This window comes from Arthrobacter sp. StoSoilB20 (assembly GCF_019977295.1).
In the GTDB taxonomy this organism is placed as follows: domain Bacteria; phylum Actinomycetota; class Actinomycetes; order Actinomycetales; family Micrococcaceae; genus Arthrobacter; species Arthrobacter nicotinovorans_A.
Genome location: NZ_AP024651.1, coordinates 1,077,127 through 1,092,317, shown reverse-complemented (window position 1 = coordinate 1,092,317; position 15,191 = coordinate 1,077,127). Strand labels below are relative to the sequence as shown.

General features: G+C 62.9%; 17 protein-coding genes. 8 read left to right on the top strand and 9 right to left on the bottom strand.

Features of this window, described 5'->3' with window-relative positions:
• Positions 1-2 precede the first annotated feature (2 nt).
• Positions 3-1,661: a DNA repair helicase XPB gene (locus LDN85_RS05110; RefSeq protein WP_091551182.1), complete on the top strand. Its 1,659-nt coding sequence runs from the start codon at positions 3-5 to the stop codon at positions 1,659-1,661.
• 46 nt (positions 1,662-1,707) lie between these two features.
• Here LDN85_RS05110 and LDN85_RS05105 read toward each other — a convergent pair whose 3' ends face one another.
• Positions 1,708-1,848, bottom strand: a complete 141-nt coding sequence (locus LDN85_RS05105) for a hypothetical protein (protein ID WP_155854161.1) — start codon at positions 1,846-1,848, stop codon at positions 1,708-1,710.
• A 14-nt stretch (positions 1,849-1,862) separates the two neighbouring features.
• Between LDN85_RS05105 and LDN85_RS05100 the strand changes: the two genes are divergently transcribed.
• Positions 1,863-2,267, top strand: a complete 405-nt coding sequence (locus tag LDN85_RS05100; RefSeq protein WP_223944772.1) for a hypothetical protein — start codon at positions 1,863-1,865, stop codon at positions 2,265-2,267.
• Here the strand turns inward: LDN85_RS05100 and LDN85_RS05095 are convergent.
• Both LDN85_RS05095 and LDN85_RS05090 read right to left on the bottom strand, forming a co-directional pair.
• The gene (locus LDN85_RS05095; protein WP_026543230.1) at positions 2,233-2,457 is read right to left on the bottom strand and encodes a hypothetical protein; all 225 of its coding nucleotides are present in this window, start codon (positions 2,455-2,457) and stop codon (positions 2,233-2,235) included. The two genes, LDN85_RS05100 and LDN85_RS05095, sit on opposite strands and share 35 nt — an antisense overlap.
• A gap of 67 nt (positions 2,458-2,524) precedes the next feature.
• The gene (locus LDN85_RS05090; protein ID WP_026548267.1) at positions 2,525-3,445 is read right to left on the bottom strand and encodes a LysR family transcriptional regulator ArgP; all 921 of its coding nucleotides are present in this window, start codon (positions 3,443-3,445) and stop codon (positions 2,525-2,527) included.
• Between the two features lie 68 nt (positions 3,446-3,513).
• Between LDN85_RS05090 and LDN85_RS05085 the strand changes: the two genes are divergently transcribed.
• The 4 genes from LDN85_RS05085 to LDN85_RS05070 all read left to right on the top strand — a co-directional run bounded on the left by LDN85_RS05085 (position 3,514) and on the right by LDN85_RS05070 (position 6,844).
• Positions 3,514-4,149, top strand: a complete 636-nt coding sequence (locus LDN85_RS05085) for a LysE family transporter (RefSeq protein WP_026543232.1) — start codon at positions 3,514-3,516, stop codon at positions 4,147-4,149.
• A gap of 68 nt (positions 4,150-4,217) precedes the next feature.
• Positions 4,218-4,928: a response regulator transcription factor gene (locus LDN85_RS05080; RefSeq protein ID WP_026543233.1), complete on the top strand. Its 711-nt coding sequence runs from the start codon at positions 4,218-4,220 to the stop codon at positions 4,926-4,928.
• A 2-nt stretch (positions 4,929-4,930) separates the two neighbouring features.
• The gene (locus LDN85_RS05075; protein WP_223944771.1) at positions 4,931-6,397 is read left to right on the top strand and encodes a HAMP domain-containing sensor histidine kinase; all 1,467 of its coding nucleotides are present in this window, start codon (positions 4,931-4,933) and stop codon (positions 6,395-6,397) included.
• Positions 6,398-6,553: 156 nt separating this feature from the next.
• The gene (locus LDN85_RS05070) at positions 6,554-6,844 is read left to right on the top strand and encodes a WXG100 family type VII secretion target (RefSeq protein ID WP_026543235.1); all 291 of its coding nucleotides are present in this window, start codon (positions 6,554-6,556) and stop codon (positions 6,842-6,844) included.
• 234 nt (positions 6,845-7,078) lie between these two features.
• On the opposite strand, the gene LDN85_RS05065 is transcribed toward LDN85_RS05070, so the two are convergent.
• The 5 genes from LDN85_RS05065 to LDN85_RS05045 all read right to left on the bottom strand — a co-directional run bounded on the left by LDN85_RS05065 (position 7,079) and on the right by LDN85_RS05045 (position 11,687).
• The gene (locus LDN85_RS05065) at positions 7,079-8,164 is read right to left on the bottom strand and encodes a ribonuclease HI family protein (RefSeq protein ID WP_026543236.1); all 1,086 of its coding nucleotides are present in this window, start codon (positions 8,162-8,164) and stop codon (positions 7,079-7,081) included.
• A gap of 209 nt (positions 8,165-8,373) precedes the next feature.
• The gene (gene groL / locus LDN85_RS05060) at positions 8,374-9,999 is read right to left on the bottom strand and encodes a chaperonin GroEL (RefSeq protein WP_026543237.1); all 1,626 of its coding nucleotides are present in this window, start codon (positions 9,997-9,999) and stop codon (positions 8,374-8,376) included.
• A 342-nt stretch (positions 10,000-10,341) separates the two neighbouring features.
• Positions 10,342-10,545 (bottom strand): cold-shock protein, encoded by a 204-nt coding sequence (locus tag LDN85_RS05055; RefSeq protein WP_026543238.1) that lies wholly within the window; start codon positions 10,543-10,545, stop codon positions 10,342-10,344.
• Positions 10,546-10,717: 172 nt separating this feature from the next.
• Positions 10,718-11,326, bottom strand: a complete 609-nt coding sequence (locus LDN85_RS05050; RefSeq protein WP_026543239.1) for a LytR C-terminal domain-containing protein — start codon at positions 11,324-11,326, stop codon at positions 10,718-10,720.
• Between the two features lie 49 nt (positions 11,327-11,375).
• Positions 11,376-11,687 carry a DUF3263 domain-containing protein gene (locus tag LDN85_RS05045; RefSeq protein WP_223945422.1) on the bottom strand — a complete coding sequence of 104 codons (312 nt, stop codon included), beginning with the start codon at positions 11,685-11,687 and terminating at the stop codon, positions 11,376-11,378.
• Positions 11,688-11,834: 147 nt separating this feature from the next.
• On the opposite strand from LDN85_RS05045, the gene LDN85_RS05040 reads away from it, so the two are divergent.
• Together LDN85_RS05040 and LDN85_RS05035 are read left to right on the top strand one after the other, a co-directional pair.
• The gene (locus tag LDN85_RS05040) at positions 11,835-12,602 is read left to right on the top strand and encodes a uracil-DNA glycosylase (protein WP_223944770.1); all 768 of its coding nucleotides are present in this window, start codon (positions 11,835-11,837) and stop codon (positions 12,600-12,602) included.
• Positions 12,603-12,786: 184 nt separating this feature from the next.
• Entirely contained in the window at positions 12,787-13,626 is an 840-nt protein-coding gene (locus LDN85_RS05035; protein ID WP_091551102.1) for a siderophore-interacting protein, read from the top strand.
• A 76-nt stretch (positions 13,627-13,702) separates the two neighbouring features.
• Here the strand turns inward: LDN85_RS05035 and LDN85_RS05030 are convergent, their stop codons facing one another.
• Positions 13,703-15,190: a threonine/serine exporter family protein gene (locus tag LDN85_RS05030; RefSeq protein ID WP_026543243.1), complete on the bottom strand. Its 1,488-nt coding sequence runs from the start codon at positions 15,188-15,190 to the stop codon at positions 13,703-13,705.
• Position 15,191 lies beyond the last annotated feature (1 nt).

Here is a 15,191-nt window from a genome sequence, read left to right as displayed (position 1 = left end):
CAGTGACCGACGGTCCGCTGATCGTACAAAGTGATAAGACCATCCTGCTGGAAGTCGACCACGAACTCGCCACCGAGGCACGGCACGCCATTGCGGCCTTTGCGGAGTTGGAACGCGCCCCTGAGCACATGCACAGCTACCGGTTGACGCCTTTGGGCCTGTGGAACGCGCGGGCCGCTGGCCTGGACGCCGAGCAAGTGCTGGACACCCTGCTGAAGTACTCCCGGTTCCCGGTCCCGCATGCCTTGCTGATTGACATCGAAGAGACCATGTCCCGCTACGGCCGGCTACGCCTGGAGAAGGATGCCCAGCATGGATTGGTGATGCGCACCGATGACTACCCCGTGCTGGAGGAAGTCATCCGTGCCAAGAAGATCGCACCCCTGCTTGGCCCCAGGATCGACGGCGAAACAGTCGTGGTCCACTCCTCCCAACGGGGCCAACTGAAGCAGCTGCTGCTCAAACTGGGGTGGCCGGCCGAGGACCTCGCAGGCTATGTTGACGGTCAGCCACACCTCATCATGCTGGACGAAAGCGGCTGGGAGCTGCGTCCTTACCAGAAGCTGGCCACGGAGAACTTCTGGGCCGGCGGCAGCGGCGTCGTCGTACTTCCCTGTGGTGCCGGCAAGACGCTGGTGGGTGCGGCAGCGATGGCGACGTCCTCCACCACCACGCTGATCCTGGTGACCAACACCGTCTCGGCCCGGCAGTGGAAGGATGAGCTGCTCAAGCGGACATCCCTGACCGAAGACGAGATCGGTGAGTACTCAGGTGCTGTGAAGGAAGTCCGGCCTGTCACCATTGCCACCTACCAAGTCCTCACTACCAAGCGCGGTGGGCTCTATCCTCACCTGGAGCTCGTGGATGGCCACGACTGGGGTCTTATCATCTATGACGAAGTCCATCTTTTGCCCGCCCCCATCTTCCGCATGACCGCCGACCTCCAAGCCAGGCGCCGGCTCGGTCTCACGGCAACGCTGGTGCGGGAAGACGGCCGGGAAGGGGAGGTCTTCAGCCTGATCGGTCCCAAGCGCTACGACGCCCCGTGGAAAGACATCGAGGCCCAGGGCTACATAGCGCCCGCCGACTGCGTGGAAGTCCGGGTGGACCTCCCGCGGGACGAGCGGGTGGCTTATGCCATGGCTGATGACGCCGACAAGTACAGGCTCTGCGCCACCTCGGAAACCAAGACCAAGCTTGTGGAAGACCTCGTTGCCGTTCACAAGGGTGAGCAGTTGCTGGTGATCGGCCAGTACATCGACCAGTTGGACGAGATCGCCGAGCGCCTGGACGCTCCCCTGATCAAGGGTGAAACCACGGTCAAAGCACGGCAGAAACTTTTTGACGCCTTCCGCAAGGGTGAGATCCAGACGTTGGTGGTCTCCAAGGTGGCCAACTTCTCGATCGACCTTCCGGAGGCATCGGTCGCCATCCAGGTATCGGGTTCGTTCGGTTCACGCCAGGAGGAGGCCCAGCGTTTGGGACGGCTCCTGCGCCCCAAGCAGGACGGCCGTGCTGCCCGGTTCTACTCCTTGGTGGCCCGTGACACCCTTGACCAGGATTTCGCCGCCAAACGCCAGCGGTTCCTTGCAGAACAGGGATATGCGTACCGGATCATGGATGCAAAAGACGTGGGCAAGGACGTCGGCCAGGAGCAGTAAAGGGCTGCGGGAAGCAAGAAACCCTTGCTATTCATCTCCAGCAAATTTACGATTCCAAGTGAAGCTCTCCGCCTTTGAAAGGCTGCCCCTGGTCCAGGCAGCCCGGCGGCCAGTCGTCGGCGGTGGGGGTATCCCGCAGGCAGGGAGCCGGCGACCAGAAGCCCTGGAAGAATCCGAGAATTCCCATCAGAGGATTTCCCCGTGAGCAAAGCCCTTGTGGCCCTTTCCGTGGTTGTCCTGCCGTCTGCCTTTGCGCAGTTGCTTCCTTCGGATTTCTTCCATTTCCAGAACAGCCTGCTTGGTGCTTTGGCGGCAGGTACCACTAACCGCCATCCCCGCGGCTTGGGCCGCGCTGGCCGGTGTTCCGTGCTTGCTGAGGAGGCGGAACACCGGCTTAACATCCCCGGCGACGGGAGCGCCAAGCACTGCTTGGCGACGTCGTCGCGTACAGCCCTGCAGGGTACGATCCTGCAGCGTTCCACGCAAAGGTGGACCGCAGTGGCCGGTCACGACCTCAGCGGTCTGGGGTTGCTGGGCTCCTCAGACCGCAAGGCCGTGGCGGGGGTCAGACCTAGGCAACCATCCGGCTGGTCTGCTGAAGGGTGACGTGATCCACCACTGCCCAGCAATCCTCGTCACGGAGCTGGGCACTGGCGAAGCGCTCGGCGGCGGCGAGGTCCTGGAAGTCCTCCCGCCTGACCCGTCCCGTATCGCTGTCAAGGTAGGTCACATGGAACTCGACGAGCGCTGCGTCCTGATGCTGGTGAATGCTGACTGGAGCTGCTGTGTTTGCCATGGTTCCAGTGTGGAACTGGGCACTGACATTTTTGGAAGCATCCATGGGCGTGTTCGGAATCAGCGGTTCAGGGCGTGCTCAGGTATTGGCCGGACACCTCGCGGACGGTGTCGCTAAGAACATCCAGGACCTTGGACGCTGCCTTCCACCGCTGCCAGTACAGGGGGACGTCGAACGGCCTCTCCGGAGCAAGTTCAACCAGGCGGCCTTCGGCAATGTCCGGTCCACACTGGATCTCAGGGATCAACCCCCAGCCCAGCCCGAGCCGGATCGCGTCACCAAAATCGTGGGACGCCGGAACATAGTGGCGGGGCCCGCGGCGTTCCACTGCTTGACCGGTTTCGCCCGGCCAGGACCGCACGAATGCCCACTGGTAGGTGTCCTTGCGGTCGAAATCAACCGTGGGAGCCGTGTTGAGGACTTCCCCGTCCAGTCCTTGGGGAAAATCGGGAAACCACCGGTCCACGAAATCCGGCGCAGCAACGGCCCGGTACCGCATGACGCCCAGGCTTTCCACGCGGCACCCCTGCACCGGCTCGGGCGTGGCCGTAACAGCTGCCATGACTGTCCCCGAACGCAACAAGGAGGTGGAGTGCTGTTCATCATCCCGATGCAAGTCAAAAGTGACATTGAGGTCGCGAGGTACTCGCGCCAGCGCCTGGAGGAACCACACTGCCAGCGAGTCCGCGTTGACCACAATCGGCAGGGCCAGCTGTGCCCTGTCCGCGCCCAGGCCGAGTTCCCTGCCGGCATCAGCTTCCAGCTGGGCGACCTGGCGCGCCAGTCGAAGAACAACTTCGCCCGCTTCCGTAGCCTGGGCAGGATTGCTGCGTTGCATCAGCACTCTGCCGGCCGCCTGTTCAAGGGCCTTCAATCTCTGGGAGACCGCCGATGGCGTGATGTGGAGCAGCCGCGCTGCGGAATCCAGGGTGCCTTCGGAAAGCACGGTGGCGAAGGTCAGCAACTGCTCTGATGGAAACTGCGACATAAGAGCATCTTATGCTGCATCAGAATCATTAGCTGGTCTAAGGGCACATCCAGCCGTAGTTTCGAAGAGTGAACTACACCGACTTCCTCCAGTCCGCAGGCCTCGGCCTTGCCACCGGCCTTGCCCTGATCGTCGCCATTGGCGCCCAGAATGCCTTCGTCCTCCGGCAAGGAATCCGCGGCGAACACATCGTTCCGATCGTCGCGGTCTGCGCCCTCTCCGACGCCGTGCTGATAGCTGCCGGAGTACTTGGCACCGGTGCGCTCATTACGGCAGCCCCTGCCGCCGTCGTCGTTCTTCGCTATGTGGGGGCCGCCTTCCTGGTGACCTACGGAGTCCTGGCGGCCCGGCGCGCACTCCGTCCGCAGGCGCTGACCACCAGTGAGGGGTCAAGGAACGACGGCGGCGCGAAACGGGGCGCAGCAGCGGCGGTCACCACTGTCCTGGCCCTGACCTGGCTCAATCCGCACGTCTACCTGGACATCGCGCTCCTCGGGTCCATTGCCAGCGCACAAGGCACTCCCCTGCAGTGGTGGTTCGGGGCCGGCGCAATGCTGGGAAGCATCCTATGGTTCTGCTCCCTGGGTTTTGGCGCCCGTTTCCTCCGGGGCTTCTTTGCCCGGCCCCGCTCGTGGCGTTTCCTGGATGGCGGCATAGCCGTCACCATGGTGGCGCTGGGTGCGGGACTGGCGCTCGGGGCGTAGCAAGCTACGCAGAGGGCTCACATGCAGCGTCCAGATAACTCCCAGTTTCTGGGAGCATCATGGGTGTCATGAAAAAGAACGGCCCCGAAGCCAAGCTCCTTGTCGTCGATGACGAACCCAACATCCGCGAGCTTCTCTCCACGTCCCTGCGCTTTGCAGGTTTCGAGGTCGTTGCCGCGTCCAACGGTCGCGAAGCCCTCGCAGCAGCCGACCTCCACGCTCCGGACCTCGCCGTCCTGGACGTCATGCTGCCGGACATGGATGGTTTTACGGTGACGCGCCGCCTCCGCGCAGCAGGCAAGCACTTCCCTGTCCTGTTCCTGACCGCGAAGGACGACACCGAGGACAAAGTCACCGGCCTGACAGTTGGTGGCGATGACTACGTCACCAAACCGTTCAGCCTGGACGAAGTAGTGGCGCGGATCCGGGCGGTCCTCCGCCGCACCCAGCCCTTGGAGGACGACGACGCCGTGATCCGCGTCGACGACCTCGAACTCGACGACGACGCCCACGAGGTCCGCCGCGGCGGCACAGTGATCGAGCTGTCCCCCACCGAGTTCAAGCTCCTGCGCTACCTCATGCTGAACCCCAACCGAGTACTGTCCAAGGCCCAGATTCTGGACCACGTTTGGGAGTATGACTTCAACGGCGACGCCTCGATCGTGGAGTCCTACATTTCCTACCTCCGGCGCAAAGTGGACATTGATCCCGATGCCGCGGCCCTTATCCAGACCAAGCGCGGCGTGGGCTACGTGCTGCGGACGGCAGAGAAGCGCTGACCTTGCTGCAACGCTGGAAATCGGCGTCCCTGAGGTCCCAACTCGTCGCCATCATTATGGGCCTGCTGCTGTTGGCCTTGGCGGCCACAGGTGCGGGAACCCTGACGCTCGTCAAGAGCTACCTGCAAGGCCAGGTGGATGACAAACTCAAGGCCGCGGTCGCCTTGGCGCAGAACGAGAAGTCCTTCCTGAATCCCACTCAGCCGGACCCCATCGCACCCAGCGGCTCTGCCGTACCCACGGACTACTCGCTCACCCTGTACGTCGACGGCTTTGATCCTTATCCCTTGGGTGGCAGCCAAACTGACCGTCCCGCGATCCCCAATATCACTCCTACTGAAGCCAGGCAGCGCGGCACAACCCCTTTCCAAGTCAAAGGCACAGCCGGCACGAACTGGCGTGTGATTGCATTGGGCGTCGTGGTTACCAGCGGTCAAAGCGGCGTGGTCATCATCGGGCTGCCTCTTAGCCCGGTGGACAAAGTGATGGAACATGCGGTCCTGGTGGTGGTGGGCGTTGGCCTTTTGACGCTGGTATTGGCGTTCTTCATCGCCACGTGGACTGTTGCCCGGTCCTTCCGTCCGTTGGCCAAGGTGGAGAAAACGGCCGCCGCCATTGCCGCGGGCGATCTGTCCCGGCGTGTGGACGTAGACAACCCCCACACCGAAGTCGGCCGGCTCGGCGGTTCCCTGAATGCCATGCTGGCCCATATTGAAGCCTCCTTCGCAGCCCGGGCAGCTTCCGAAGGGCGGATGCGCCGCTTCGCAGCCGATGCCTCCCACGAACTGCGCACCCCCTTGGTGACCATCCGTGGCTTCTCTGAGCTGTACCGCCACGGTGCGCTGACCAGCGAGGAAGACGTCGCGATGGCCATGGGCAGGATCGAGAGCGAAGCCAAGCGGATGGGCTCCATGGTGGAGGACCTGTTGATGCTGGCACGCCTGGACGAACAGCGTCCGCTTCAACTCAAGCCAGTGGACCTGCAACTCCTTGCCCATGACGCCGTGGTGGACACCAAGGCCTCCTCCGGAGACCGTCGCATCACCCTCACAGGACTCGACGGCGACTCCCCCACCGCTGCTCCCGTCCAGGGCGACGAGGCCAAACTGCGCCAAGTCATCGGCAACCTGGTGGGCAACGCGCTGCGGTACACGCCCGAGGGCAGCCCCATTGAGCTGGCTGTCGGTGTTCGAACTACTGCTTCGGGAACGTTCTCGGTCATAGAGATCCGGGATCATGGGCCCGGTATTCCGGACGCGGAAACCAACAAGATCTTCGAGCGTTTCTACCGCGCCGACACCTCCCGGACCCGCGAGACCGGTGGCAGCGGCCTGGGCCTGGCCATTGTTGCCGCCATTGTTGGCTCGCATGGAGGTACCGTGCGGGTCACGGAGACCGAAGGCGGAGGCGCAACCATGGAGGTCAGCCTTCCGTTCCGCGAAGAGCCGGCAGAGTTGGTATCCAACTAACGCTGGGGCCGTTGTCCACATACCCCTGCTGTCCGGCAGTTGTCCACATAGCGGCGAAGCTGTGTTCCGGGGCTACCGGCGGGTGCCTAGGCTCAATGTTGTGGCCCACGCATCCCACCGCGATGAGCGGAACATCTTCGTCGAAAGGCACCACCCATGAGCGTCATCTCCGTCGATACCGAGTTGCTTCAGCTCAAATCGGCCAACGTAAAAGGAACCGTAGATCGCATCAGCTCCGATGTGTTGGCCATGAAGCGCGGCCTGGACGAGCTGGAGGCAACGTGGCGGGGATCCGCCGCCACCAACTTCCGGTCCTTGGTCCTTGAATGGTCAGTTACCCAGGGAAAGGTTGAGGACTCCTTGGCATCCATCAACCTGGCATTGGCTTCGGCCGCCACAAGTTACTCCGAGGTGGAGCAAGGAAACACGCAGCGCTTCGCCTACTGAGCACCTTTCCCTATGAGCTCCTGCGGGGCCGGCTGTCTTCCCCCTGTGCATGCCGGCCCTGCAGGTCATAGGTCAGTAGGACTTCGGTCAGTAGGACTTCGGTCAGCAGGACTTCGGTCAGGAGGTCATCAGATCATCAGCCAGTAGCCCATCGGCCAGCATGTCATCAGACAGCATGATGCAAGTCGGCAGGTGACACAGCCGAGCCCTTCGGTGCCTGGACGTTCAAAAACCCTAGCTTTCCAGCGTCCCCTGATGGAACCGGAGCCTCCATTGACCGCGGTCCAATATCCAGACAGAGCTGCGCAGTGCCGAGCCCGCGTGGGAGAAGCTGCGATAGTTCAGCAAAATGGTGTTTTCGCTGAGACGGTCGGCGCTGAGCAGTTCAAGCTCCGTGGGTTCGCCGGGGTCCTCTTCCAGGGCCATCATCATGGCGTCCCGCGTCCAGAACCGTCCCGAGCTGCCAATCTCGGCAAAGTCGGGGTGGAGCAGCACACCGATCCTGCCAATGTCGGCGCGAACGTCGGGCCGAAGAAGTTCCCGCTCCAACGCCAGCACCGTCTCCTCAGCGGAGAGCTCCTGGGTGGAAGCATCCTCGAGCTCACTGAAAAGATCCGGTTGGCCAAAGATGCCTGATTCTCCGAAGAGCGTCGGCTCAAAATGTGGTCGGGTGCTGCGTTCACTCCTGGCAGGGCTGGAGGCTGCCCGGCCCTGCGCCGGCACCTGTACCGGAACCAGCGCCGGAGCCGGCGCTGGAACCCCTGCCTGCGTAAGGTTCTGCGGTCCGCCCTGCGCGGAGGTCTGCGTTCCACCCGGCGCGGAGGCTTTCACGAGCTCGTGGTCCTGCCCCTGCGCGCCCGGGAAGCCGGGGCCGCTCCGGTGCGCGACACCCTGTTGGAAGGCCGTCGCTGCAGCCCGTGCCCGCTCATCGGCTGCCTCGTTGAGGTCGTGCCCGGCATGTCCTTTGACCCATTCGAAGGTGTACTTGCGGCCAACTATCGCCTGGTCGATGTCCTTGAGAAGGTCCACGTTCAACACAGGCTTGCCGTCGGCTTTGCGCCAGCCTTTGCGTTTCCAGCCTGGCATCCACTTGCTGATGCAGTTGATGACGTACTGGCTGTCGCAAAGGATCAGCAGCTCTTCCTCCGGCACGTGCGCCGTGGAACGGAAGAGGTCCAGGACAGCCATGAGCTCACCCTGGTTGTTGGTGCCATGCGGCCAACCTCCTGCGCGCCAACAGGAGTCATCAACGTACCAGGCCCAACCGGCCGGCCCAGGATTGCCGAGGGCGGACCCGTCGGCGGCAGCAATAATCGTCATAACGTTAATCCTGCCAGACCCCACCGACACTGAATCCGTGATAACACCCAAGTAGGTGCAGTGGATGCCCTTTGAGCGCTCATAACGGCATGTACTGCTACCTACTTGGGTGCGCACAACAAAACAGCGGCCCCCACCAAAAAGTGGGGACCGCCGTCGTTTGCTCTAAAGCGTGACGCCTGGGCGCTGTATTGCTACAGCAGAGGGGCTTAGAAGCCGCCCATGCCGCCCATGTCGTCGCCGCCGGGAGCCGGAGCGTTCTTCTCGGGCTTGTCAGCAACTACAGCCTCGGTGGTCAGGAAGAGACCAGCGATGGAAGCAGCGTTCTGGAGAGCCGAGCGGGTGACCTTTACGGGGTCGTTCACGCCGGCAGCCAGAAGGTCTTCGTAGACGCCCGTGGCAGCGTTCAGGCCGTGGCCCGAAGGCAGGCCGCGAACCTTGTCCACCACAACGCCCGGCTCGAGGCCGGCGTTGAAGGCGATCTGCTTCAGCGGAGCGTCGATGGCAACCTTGACGATGTTGGCACCGGTTGCCTCGTCACCTTCGAGGGTGAGGTTGGCGAATGCCTTGGCACCGGCCTGGATGAGGGCAACGCCACCACCGGCAACGATGCCTTCTTCAACGGCAGCCTTTGCGTTGCGGACTGCGTCCTCAATGCGGTGCTTGCGTTCCTTGAGCTCAACCTCGGTTGCGGCACCGGCCTTGATAACTGCAACGCCGCCGGCCAGCTTGGCCAGGCGCTCCTGCAGCTTCTCGCGGTCGTAGTCGGAATCGGAGTTCTCGATCTCAGCGCGGATCTGGGCCACGCGGCCTGCGATCTGCTCTGCGTCGCCGGCACCTTCAACGATGGTGGTCTCGTCCTTGGTGACAACAACCTTGCGGGCGGTGCCGAGGAGTTCGAGGCCGGCGTTTTCGAGCTTGAGGCCAACTTCTTCGGAGATGACCTGACCACCGGTGAGGATGGCGATGTCGGCCAGCTGTGCCTTGCGGCGGTCACCGAAGCCCGGAGCCTTGACGGCGACGGACTTGAAGGTGCCACGGATCTTGTTGACGATCAGGGTGGCCAGGGCCTCGCCCTCGATGTCTTCGGCGATGATCAGCAGCGGCTTGTTGGACTGCATGACCTTCTCCAGAACCGTGACGAGTTCCTTCACGTTGGAGATCTTGGAGTTGACGATCAGGATGTACGGGTCCTCGAGGACCGTTTCCTGGCGCTCAGCGTCGGTGACGAAGTAAGCGGAGATGTAACCCTTGTCGAAGCGCATGCCCTCCGTGAGTTCGAGCTCCAGACCGAAGGTGTTGGATTCCTCGACCGTGATAACGCCTTCCTTGCCCACCTTGTCCAGGGCTTCGGCGATCAGGCTGCCGATTTCCGGGTCACCGGCGGAGATGGAAGCCGTAGCTGCGATCTCTTCCTTGGTCTCGATTTCCTTGGCGGAAGACAGCAGTTCGTTGATGACTGCCTCAACAGCCTTCTCGATGCCGCGCTTGAGGGACAGCGGGTCGGCGCCGGCGGCAACGTTGCGCAGGCCTTCCTTCACCAATGCCTGGGCGAGGACGGTTGCAGTGGTAGTACCGTCGCCAGCGACGTCATCCGTCTTCTTGGCAACTTCCTTGACCAGTTCTGCACCGATCTTCTCGTAGGGGTCGTCCAGTTCGATCTCCTTGGCGATGGAAACACCATCGTTGGTGATCGTGGGGGCGCCCCACTTCTTTTCGAGGACGACGTTGCGTCCACGCGGGCCGAGGGTGACCTTGACGGCGTCTGCGAGGATGTTCAGGCCCCGCTCGAGGCCGCGGCGTGCCTCTTCATCAAATGCAATGATCTTGGCCATAACGGCGGTAGTCCTTTCGGGACAGTCGTTAAGAAGGTACCTGTCAGATAGGGTGCCCGCGACGGACGGTCCCTTGCCCGCGGCCTCTGTATGCCCCGCGCTCCGGACCTCACCCCACCAAGGTGTTTCTTGATCCTCCGCTGGAACGGACGCTGCCCAGTCCCGGAGTAAACCGGCCTGGACTTAGCAGTCGAACCATAGGAGTGCTAAATCAATAATTAGCACTCGGCCGGGGAGAGTGCAAGCAGAGATGCCATTTTGCTCTATAAACACAGGGCTTTCAGCCGAGGGCTGACCCGGATGCCGAGGGCTGACCCGGATGATGCGGAAGCCGGCCTGGCGCTACGCGACGCGCACGCCTTCGGCTTGCGGCCCCTTCTGCCCCTCGCCCAGTTCAAATTCGACCCGCTGGCCCTCTTCAAGGGCACGGAATCCGTCCATTTGAATGGATGACCAGTGCACAAAGACGTCGTCACCCGATTCATCCACAGTGATGAATCCGTAGCCTTTTTCGGCGTTGAACCATTTGACGGTTCCCAATGCCATGATGCCCACACTTTCGCAGTAGCCAAGACCGGTTGCCGGGATCTCCGTACCGGATCTAATCCACTGTAACCACAGTCACTCTGCCGGCGCTCCCACGGAGGGCCAGGGCATGGGTTTTGTTATTGAGGCTTAACCGAGTTGGGGCTTTGGGGCCTTGGGACGGGCCGGAGGGCTACTGGTAGCCAGGTCCTGCCACAACCACCAAGGGCTGCTGGATTTCAGGCGATTCAACAACCGACTGGATTCCCAGCAACGCGCCGAGCGCCTCGGCGTTGGCCTTCTGCCCGGGTGTGTTGTAGAAGATGACGGACGTCTGCTGCGGCAGTCCGCCCCAGTTGCCCACCGTGCCCAATGTCCAGCCATCTGCTTGCACCAGGCCGGCCACCCGGCCCGCCAAACCTGCGGTGCCTGCTCCGTTATAGACCGCTACGGGGGTGGTCTTGTCCACGGGAGCGGAAGATGTGGTTGCCGAAGGGCTCTCGGACGGAGTGGGTTCACTGGAAGCAGACGGCGCACTGCTGGATTCGCTCGGAGCAGCAGAAGGCGTCGCATCGCTTTGCTGAGGCGCCGGCGTCGAGACACTGGGCGCCGCAGTGGGAGCTACTACGCCGAGGTTTGGCAGGACCAGGAAGGCCACCAGTCCGAGGACCAGGGCCACCGCCCCAACGGTCAGGACCGGCCACAGTGTGGGACGCGCAGTCTCCTGGGCGTCACGGTGAACGCCCTGCCGGGAGGTGTTCTGCGGGACCTGGTCGAATTCGTCCTTGGCATATTTGGTCATGGTGAAGCGATGTCCTTGCTGGTTGCTGCTGACAGATCAGCCTGGCGATTTACGCGTCGGACCCCAAGCGACGTGCCGTCCGCGCGCGCTGGCGGGACGTACGTAGTCTACGCAATCTCTTGACGAGCATGGGATCGTGGGCCAACGCGTCTTCAGTATCGATCAGTGCGTTCAGGATCTGGTAATAGTGTGTAGCCGAGAGATCGAACAGCTCGCGGATCGCCTGTTCCTTGGCCCCTGAGTACTTCCACCACTGCCGTTCCAGGGCCAGCATCTGCTGGTCCCGTTCGCTGAGCGGCGAATCGCTGCGGGTCCCGGCCGCAAGGTCTTCGAGGGCAAAACCACCTGACCGCGGCGCCATTGGTTCCGGTGCGGGCTCTGCCACGGCATACTCCTTCGACGCTTGTTGGGAAAATGTCCTACCCCCATGTTACGGGCGAATAACAACGCTGTCATTCGCCAACACTGTCATTCGCCGGGCCGGGCACGCGCGGGAGACAATGGCGGAGTGAATGGCGAGGATGCACTCTTTGACCTTGAGCCGACCGACCTGGGGGAGGCCGGTTTCGCCGGGCTGCCCGATCGCCCGCTGGAAGAGCTGATGGCCCCGGACTGGGCCGACGCCCTCCGCCCTGTAGAAGGCCAGCTTCGCAGCGCCTTGGCCTTTGTGGCGGGCCAAGCCAAGAGCGGGGCCCACGTCCTTCCGGCCGCCAACAACCTTCTGCGCGCCTTCCAGCAACCGTTGGCCGACGTCAAAGTGCTGATCCTTGGGCAGGACCCGTACCCCACGCCGGGACACGCCGTCGGCCTTTCCTTTGCGGTATCACGGCAAACGCGACCGATCCCGCGAAGCCTGGCCAACATCTACCGCGAACTCCACGACGACCTTGGCCTGCCACCCCGGGTCCACGGCGACCTCAGCGCCTGGACGGATCAAGGCGTCCTGCTGCTGAACCGCGTCCTCAGCGTCAAAGCCGGAGATGCCGGCTCACATCGTGGCAAAGGATGGGAGGCCATCACGACGGCGGCAGTTACCGCCGTCGTCAACCGTACCGACGGCGTGGGGCGCCGTAGTCCGTTGGTGGCCATTCTCTGGGGGAAGGACGCCGAGGGCGTCGTGCCGCTGCTCGAAGGAGCGCCCTCGATCATCTCGGCCCACCCCAGTCCCCTCTCCGCCTCCCGCGGCTTCTTCGGTTCCAAGCCCTTCAGCCGCAGCAATGAGCTGCTTCTCGAACAGGGCGCCCAACCAGTCAACTGGGAACTGCCTGTCCTGTAACCGCTCGTCCTGAAACGCTCACTCACATTCAAGCCCTTCAAACCCAACGCTCACTCACATCCCAAGCCCTTCAAACCCAACGCTCACTCATCTGGCTCCCGAAGCACCTGGGACATGCAAGAGGGCGTGTAACCTTCGACTCATCCCCAGCAGACGTGCAGGTAATTAGCTTAGGCTTACCTATATGACTGCTCTCCCTGTCACTTCGTCCGCCACCCGCACAACACGCCCGCAGGTCAACCTGACAGTCCTGCGGAACGAACGCCTTTCACCACACATGGTGCGGATCGTGGCCGGCGGACCGGGCTTCGGCGACTACGCGAACAACCAGTACGTGGACCGCTACGTCAAGATCGTCTTCCCCCAGCCCGGCGTTGACTACCAGCTCCCCCTGGACCTGTGGGCCATCCGCGAGACCATGCCGCGGGAACTGTGGCCGCACACCCGGACCTACACCATCCGCTGGGTGGACCTGGAAGCCCGGGAGCTGGCCATTGATTTCGTGGTCCATGGCGATGAAGGCCTGGCAGGTCCATGGGCAGCAGAGGCCAAACCCGGCGACTCGTTGGTCTTCACGGGTCCCGGTGGCGCTTACAACCCGGCCCCGGAAGCCGACTGGTACTTGTTCGCCGGCGATGACGCCGCGATCCCGGCCATCGCTGCCTGCGTGGAGGCCCTTGCCCCTGAGGCCCGCGGAACAGTCTTCCTTGAGGTGGACAGCGAAGCGGACATCCTCCCCATCTCGGCACCCTCGGGGGTCAAGCTGCACTGGCTGTACCGCAACGGAGTACCTGCGGGTTCCAGTGACTTGCTGCTCGAAGCCCTGCGCAGCACCGAATGGCTTCCAGGCCGGGTGGACGTCTTCGCCCACGGCGAGCGGGGCTACATGAAAGGCCTGCGGGAGATTTTCTTCGTACAGCGTGGGCTGGAGCGCTCCCAGGTTTCACTGTCCGGCTACTGGGCGCAAGGCCGCGTGGAGGAAGTGTTCCAGGCCGAGAAAAAGCTTCCGGTCGGGAAGATCTAGCCTCAGCCGCTAGCACTGGCTGCGCATTAGCGACGAAAGGCACCGCCTCCAGGCGGTGCCTTTAATCGTTGGATCATCAGCGCCTGCGCACCCTGCGCCGCTCATTGCTGGACAGGCCCTTCGTCAGCGGCCTGGCCAGGTTGTCCCCGAGCACGATGCCCGCAGCCACTCCCAGCACGATGGCCCCGGCGTTGAGCATCCCGCCCGCACCAAGGAGGATGTCTCCCTCTTCCACGGTCAAAACATACATGGACCGGAAGATGGTGAGGCCGGGAAGCAGGATCAATGCGGCGGGAACTGCGACCACCAGCTGCGGCGCACCGAGTTTGAGCGCCACTACCCGGCCCAGCAGGCCGATCACCACCGCAGCCACTGCGGGCGACAAGCGATCGCCGAGTCCGGCTGCGCCGGCCCCCCACAAAACGAAGAAGCCCACCAAGCCGACTGCCGCCGTCGGGAATAACAAGCGCATTTGCGTTTGTTCGGTGACGCCGATGGCCACCACCGCGATGGCGATCAGGATCGCCCTCCCCCACAAGGGGTACGCGTCGGGGAATGTATCAGTGACATCCAGGACGGCGCTGCCCATCAGCGTTCCGACAACCACGGCCACACCGATACCGGCCACGATGGCACCGAACGTCAACGCCGTGGAAAGGAAACGACCCGCCGCAGTCACAGGGAAGCCGTTGATCGCGTCCTGCACTGAAGAGACAAGGCGACCCGTTGGCAGGAGCAGCAGGATCCCACCGGCAACCACAATGGACGGAGCAATGTCCACACCAGCCCACCGCAGCATCAGGGCAATGAAGGTAACCAGGAACGCGCACGCCATGGTGTTAAAGAAGTCCGCCGTCCGCCACCGTGCCAACTGCCGTGACAGCAGGCTGATCAGGATGTTGGAGCAGAAAGCCACAGCAGACGCACCCAGCCCACCGCCAAGGACGCCCACGAAAACGGCCGAGAAAATACCGAACGCAATGGTGACCATCCAGCGAGGGAACGGCTTGGCGCTGCGGATGATCTCGTTCAAGCGGCGCACAGCTTCATCGCGCCCCACGCCCCCGGCCACAATGTCAGTCACCAGTTGGTGCACTTGCGCCAACCCCGCGTAGTTGTTGGTCCAGGAGCGGACAACACGCAGGAGCGTGATGGGTGTCTGGTCCTTGGGTGCGTAGTTAATGGCCACCGACTGGTTGGTGATGTCCACTTCAACGTTCTTCAATCCCAGCGCCGCCGTCACCGCGATCATGCTGGTCTCCACCTCAAGGGCACCGGCACCGTAGCGGAACATGACCTCGGCCAGATGCAGGGCGAAGTCGATGGTTTTGCGGGCGGAAGCATCCACTCCCACCACCTGGATGGTGGGGTTGGCATAAGGGCTTCCTGCCAACCGGTCCACGATGTTCATGGGTGCCGTGGGCGGGCTGTCACCTTGGACCAAGCGCATGAGCATGCGTTTGGCGTTGACGTTCTGCCGGACCTGGGATGGCCGCAGCGGCTGCGTTTTGGGCAACCCGTCAGTATGGGGCCTGCTGGCGGACCCGTCGGGGCGTTCAGTCACG

Bases quoted from the DNA above. Each gene is read 5' to 3' on its own strand.
- LDN85_RS05105 (WP_155854161.1), bottom strand. From the start codon at position 1,848: ATGGGAATTCTCGGATTCTTCCAGGGCTTCTGGTCGCCGGCTCCCTGC.
- LDN85_RS05095 (WP_026543230.1), bottom strand. From the start codon at position 2,457: ATGGCAAACACAGCAGCTCCAGTCAGCATTCACCAGCATCAGGACGCA.
- LDN85_RS05090 (WP_026548267.1), bottom strand. From the start codon at position 3,445: ATGTCGCAGTTTCCATCAGAGCAGTTGCTGACCTTCGCCACCGTGCTT.
- LDN85_RS05080 (WP_026543233.1), top strand. From the start codon at position 4,218: ATGAAAAAGAACGGCCCCGAAGCCAAGCTCCTTGTCGTCGATGACGAA.
- LDN85_RS05070 (WP_026543235.1), top strand. From the start codon at position 6,554: ATGAGCGTCATCTCCGTCGATACCGAGTTGCTTCAGCTCAAATCGGCC.
- LDN85_RS05065 (WP_026543236.1), bottom strand. From the start codon at position 8,164: ATGACGATTATTGCTGCCGCCGACGGGTCCGCCCTCGGCAATCCTGGG.
- groL (WP_026543237.1), bottom strand. From the start codon at position 9,999: ATGGCCAAGATCATTGCATTTGATGAAGAGGCACGCCGCGGCCTCGAG.
- LDN85_RS05055 (WP_026543238.1), bottom strand. From the start codon at position 10,545: ATGGCATTGGGAACCGTCAAATGGTTCAACGCCGAAAAAGGCTACGGA.
- LDN85_RS05050 (WP_026543239.1), bottom strand. From the start codon at position 11,326: ATGACCAAATATGCCAAGGACGAATTCGACCAGGTCCCGCAGAACACC.
- LDN85_RS05045 (WP_223945422.1), bottom strand. From the start codon at position 11,687: ATGGCGCCGCGGTCAGGTGGTTTTGCCCTCGAAGACCTTGCGGCCGGG.
- LDN85_RS05035 (WP_091551102.1), top strand. From the start codon at position 12,787: ATGACTGCTCTCCCTGTCACTTCGTCCGCCACCCGCACAACACGCCCG.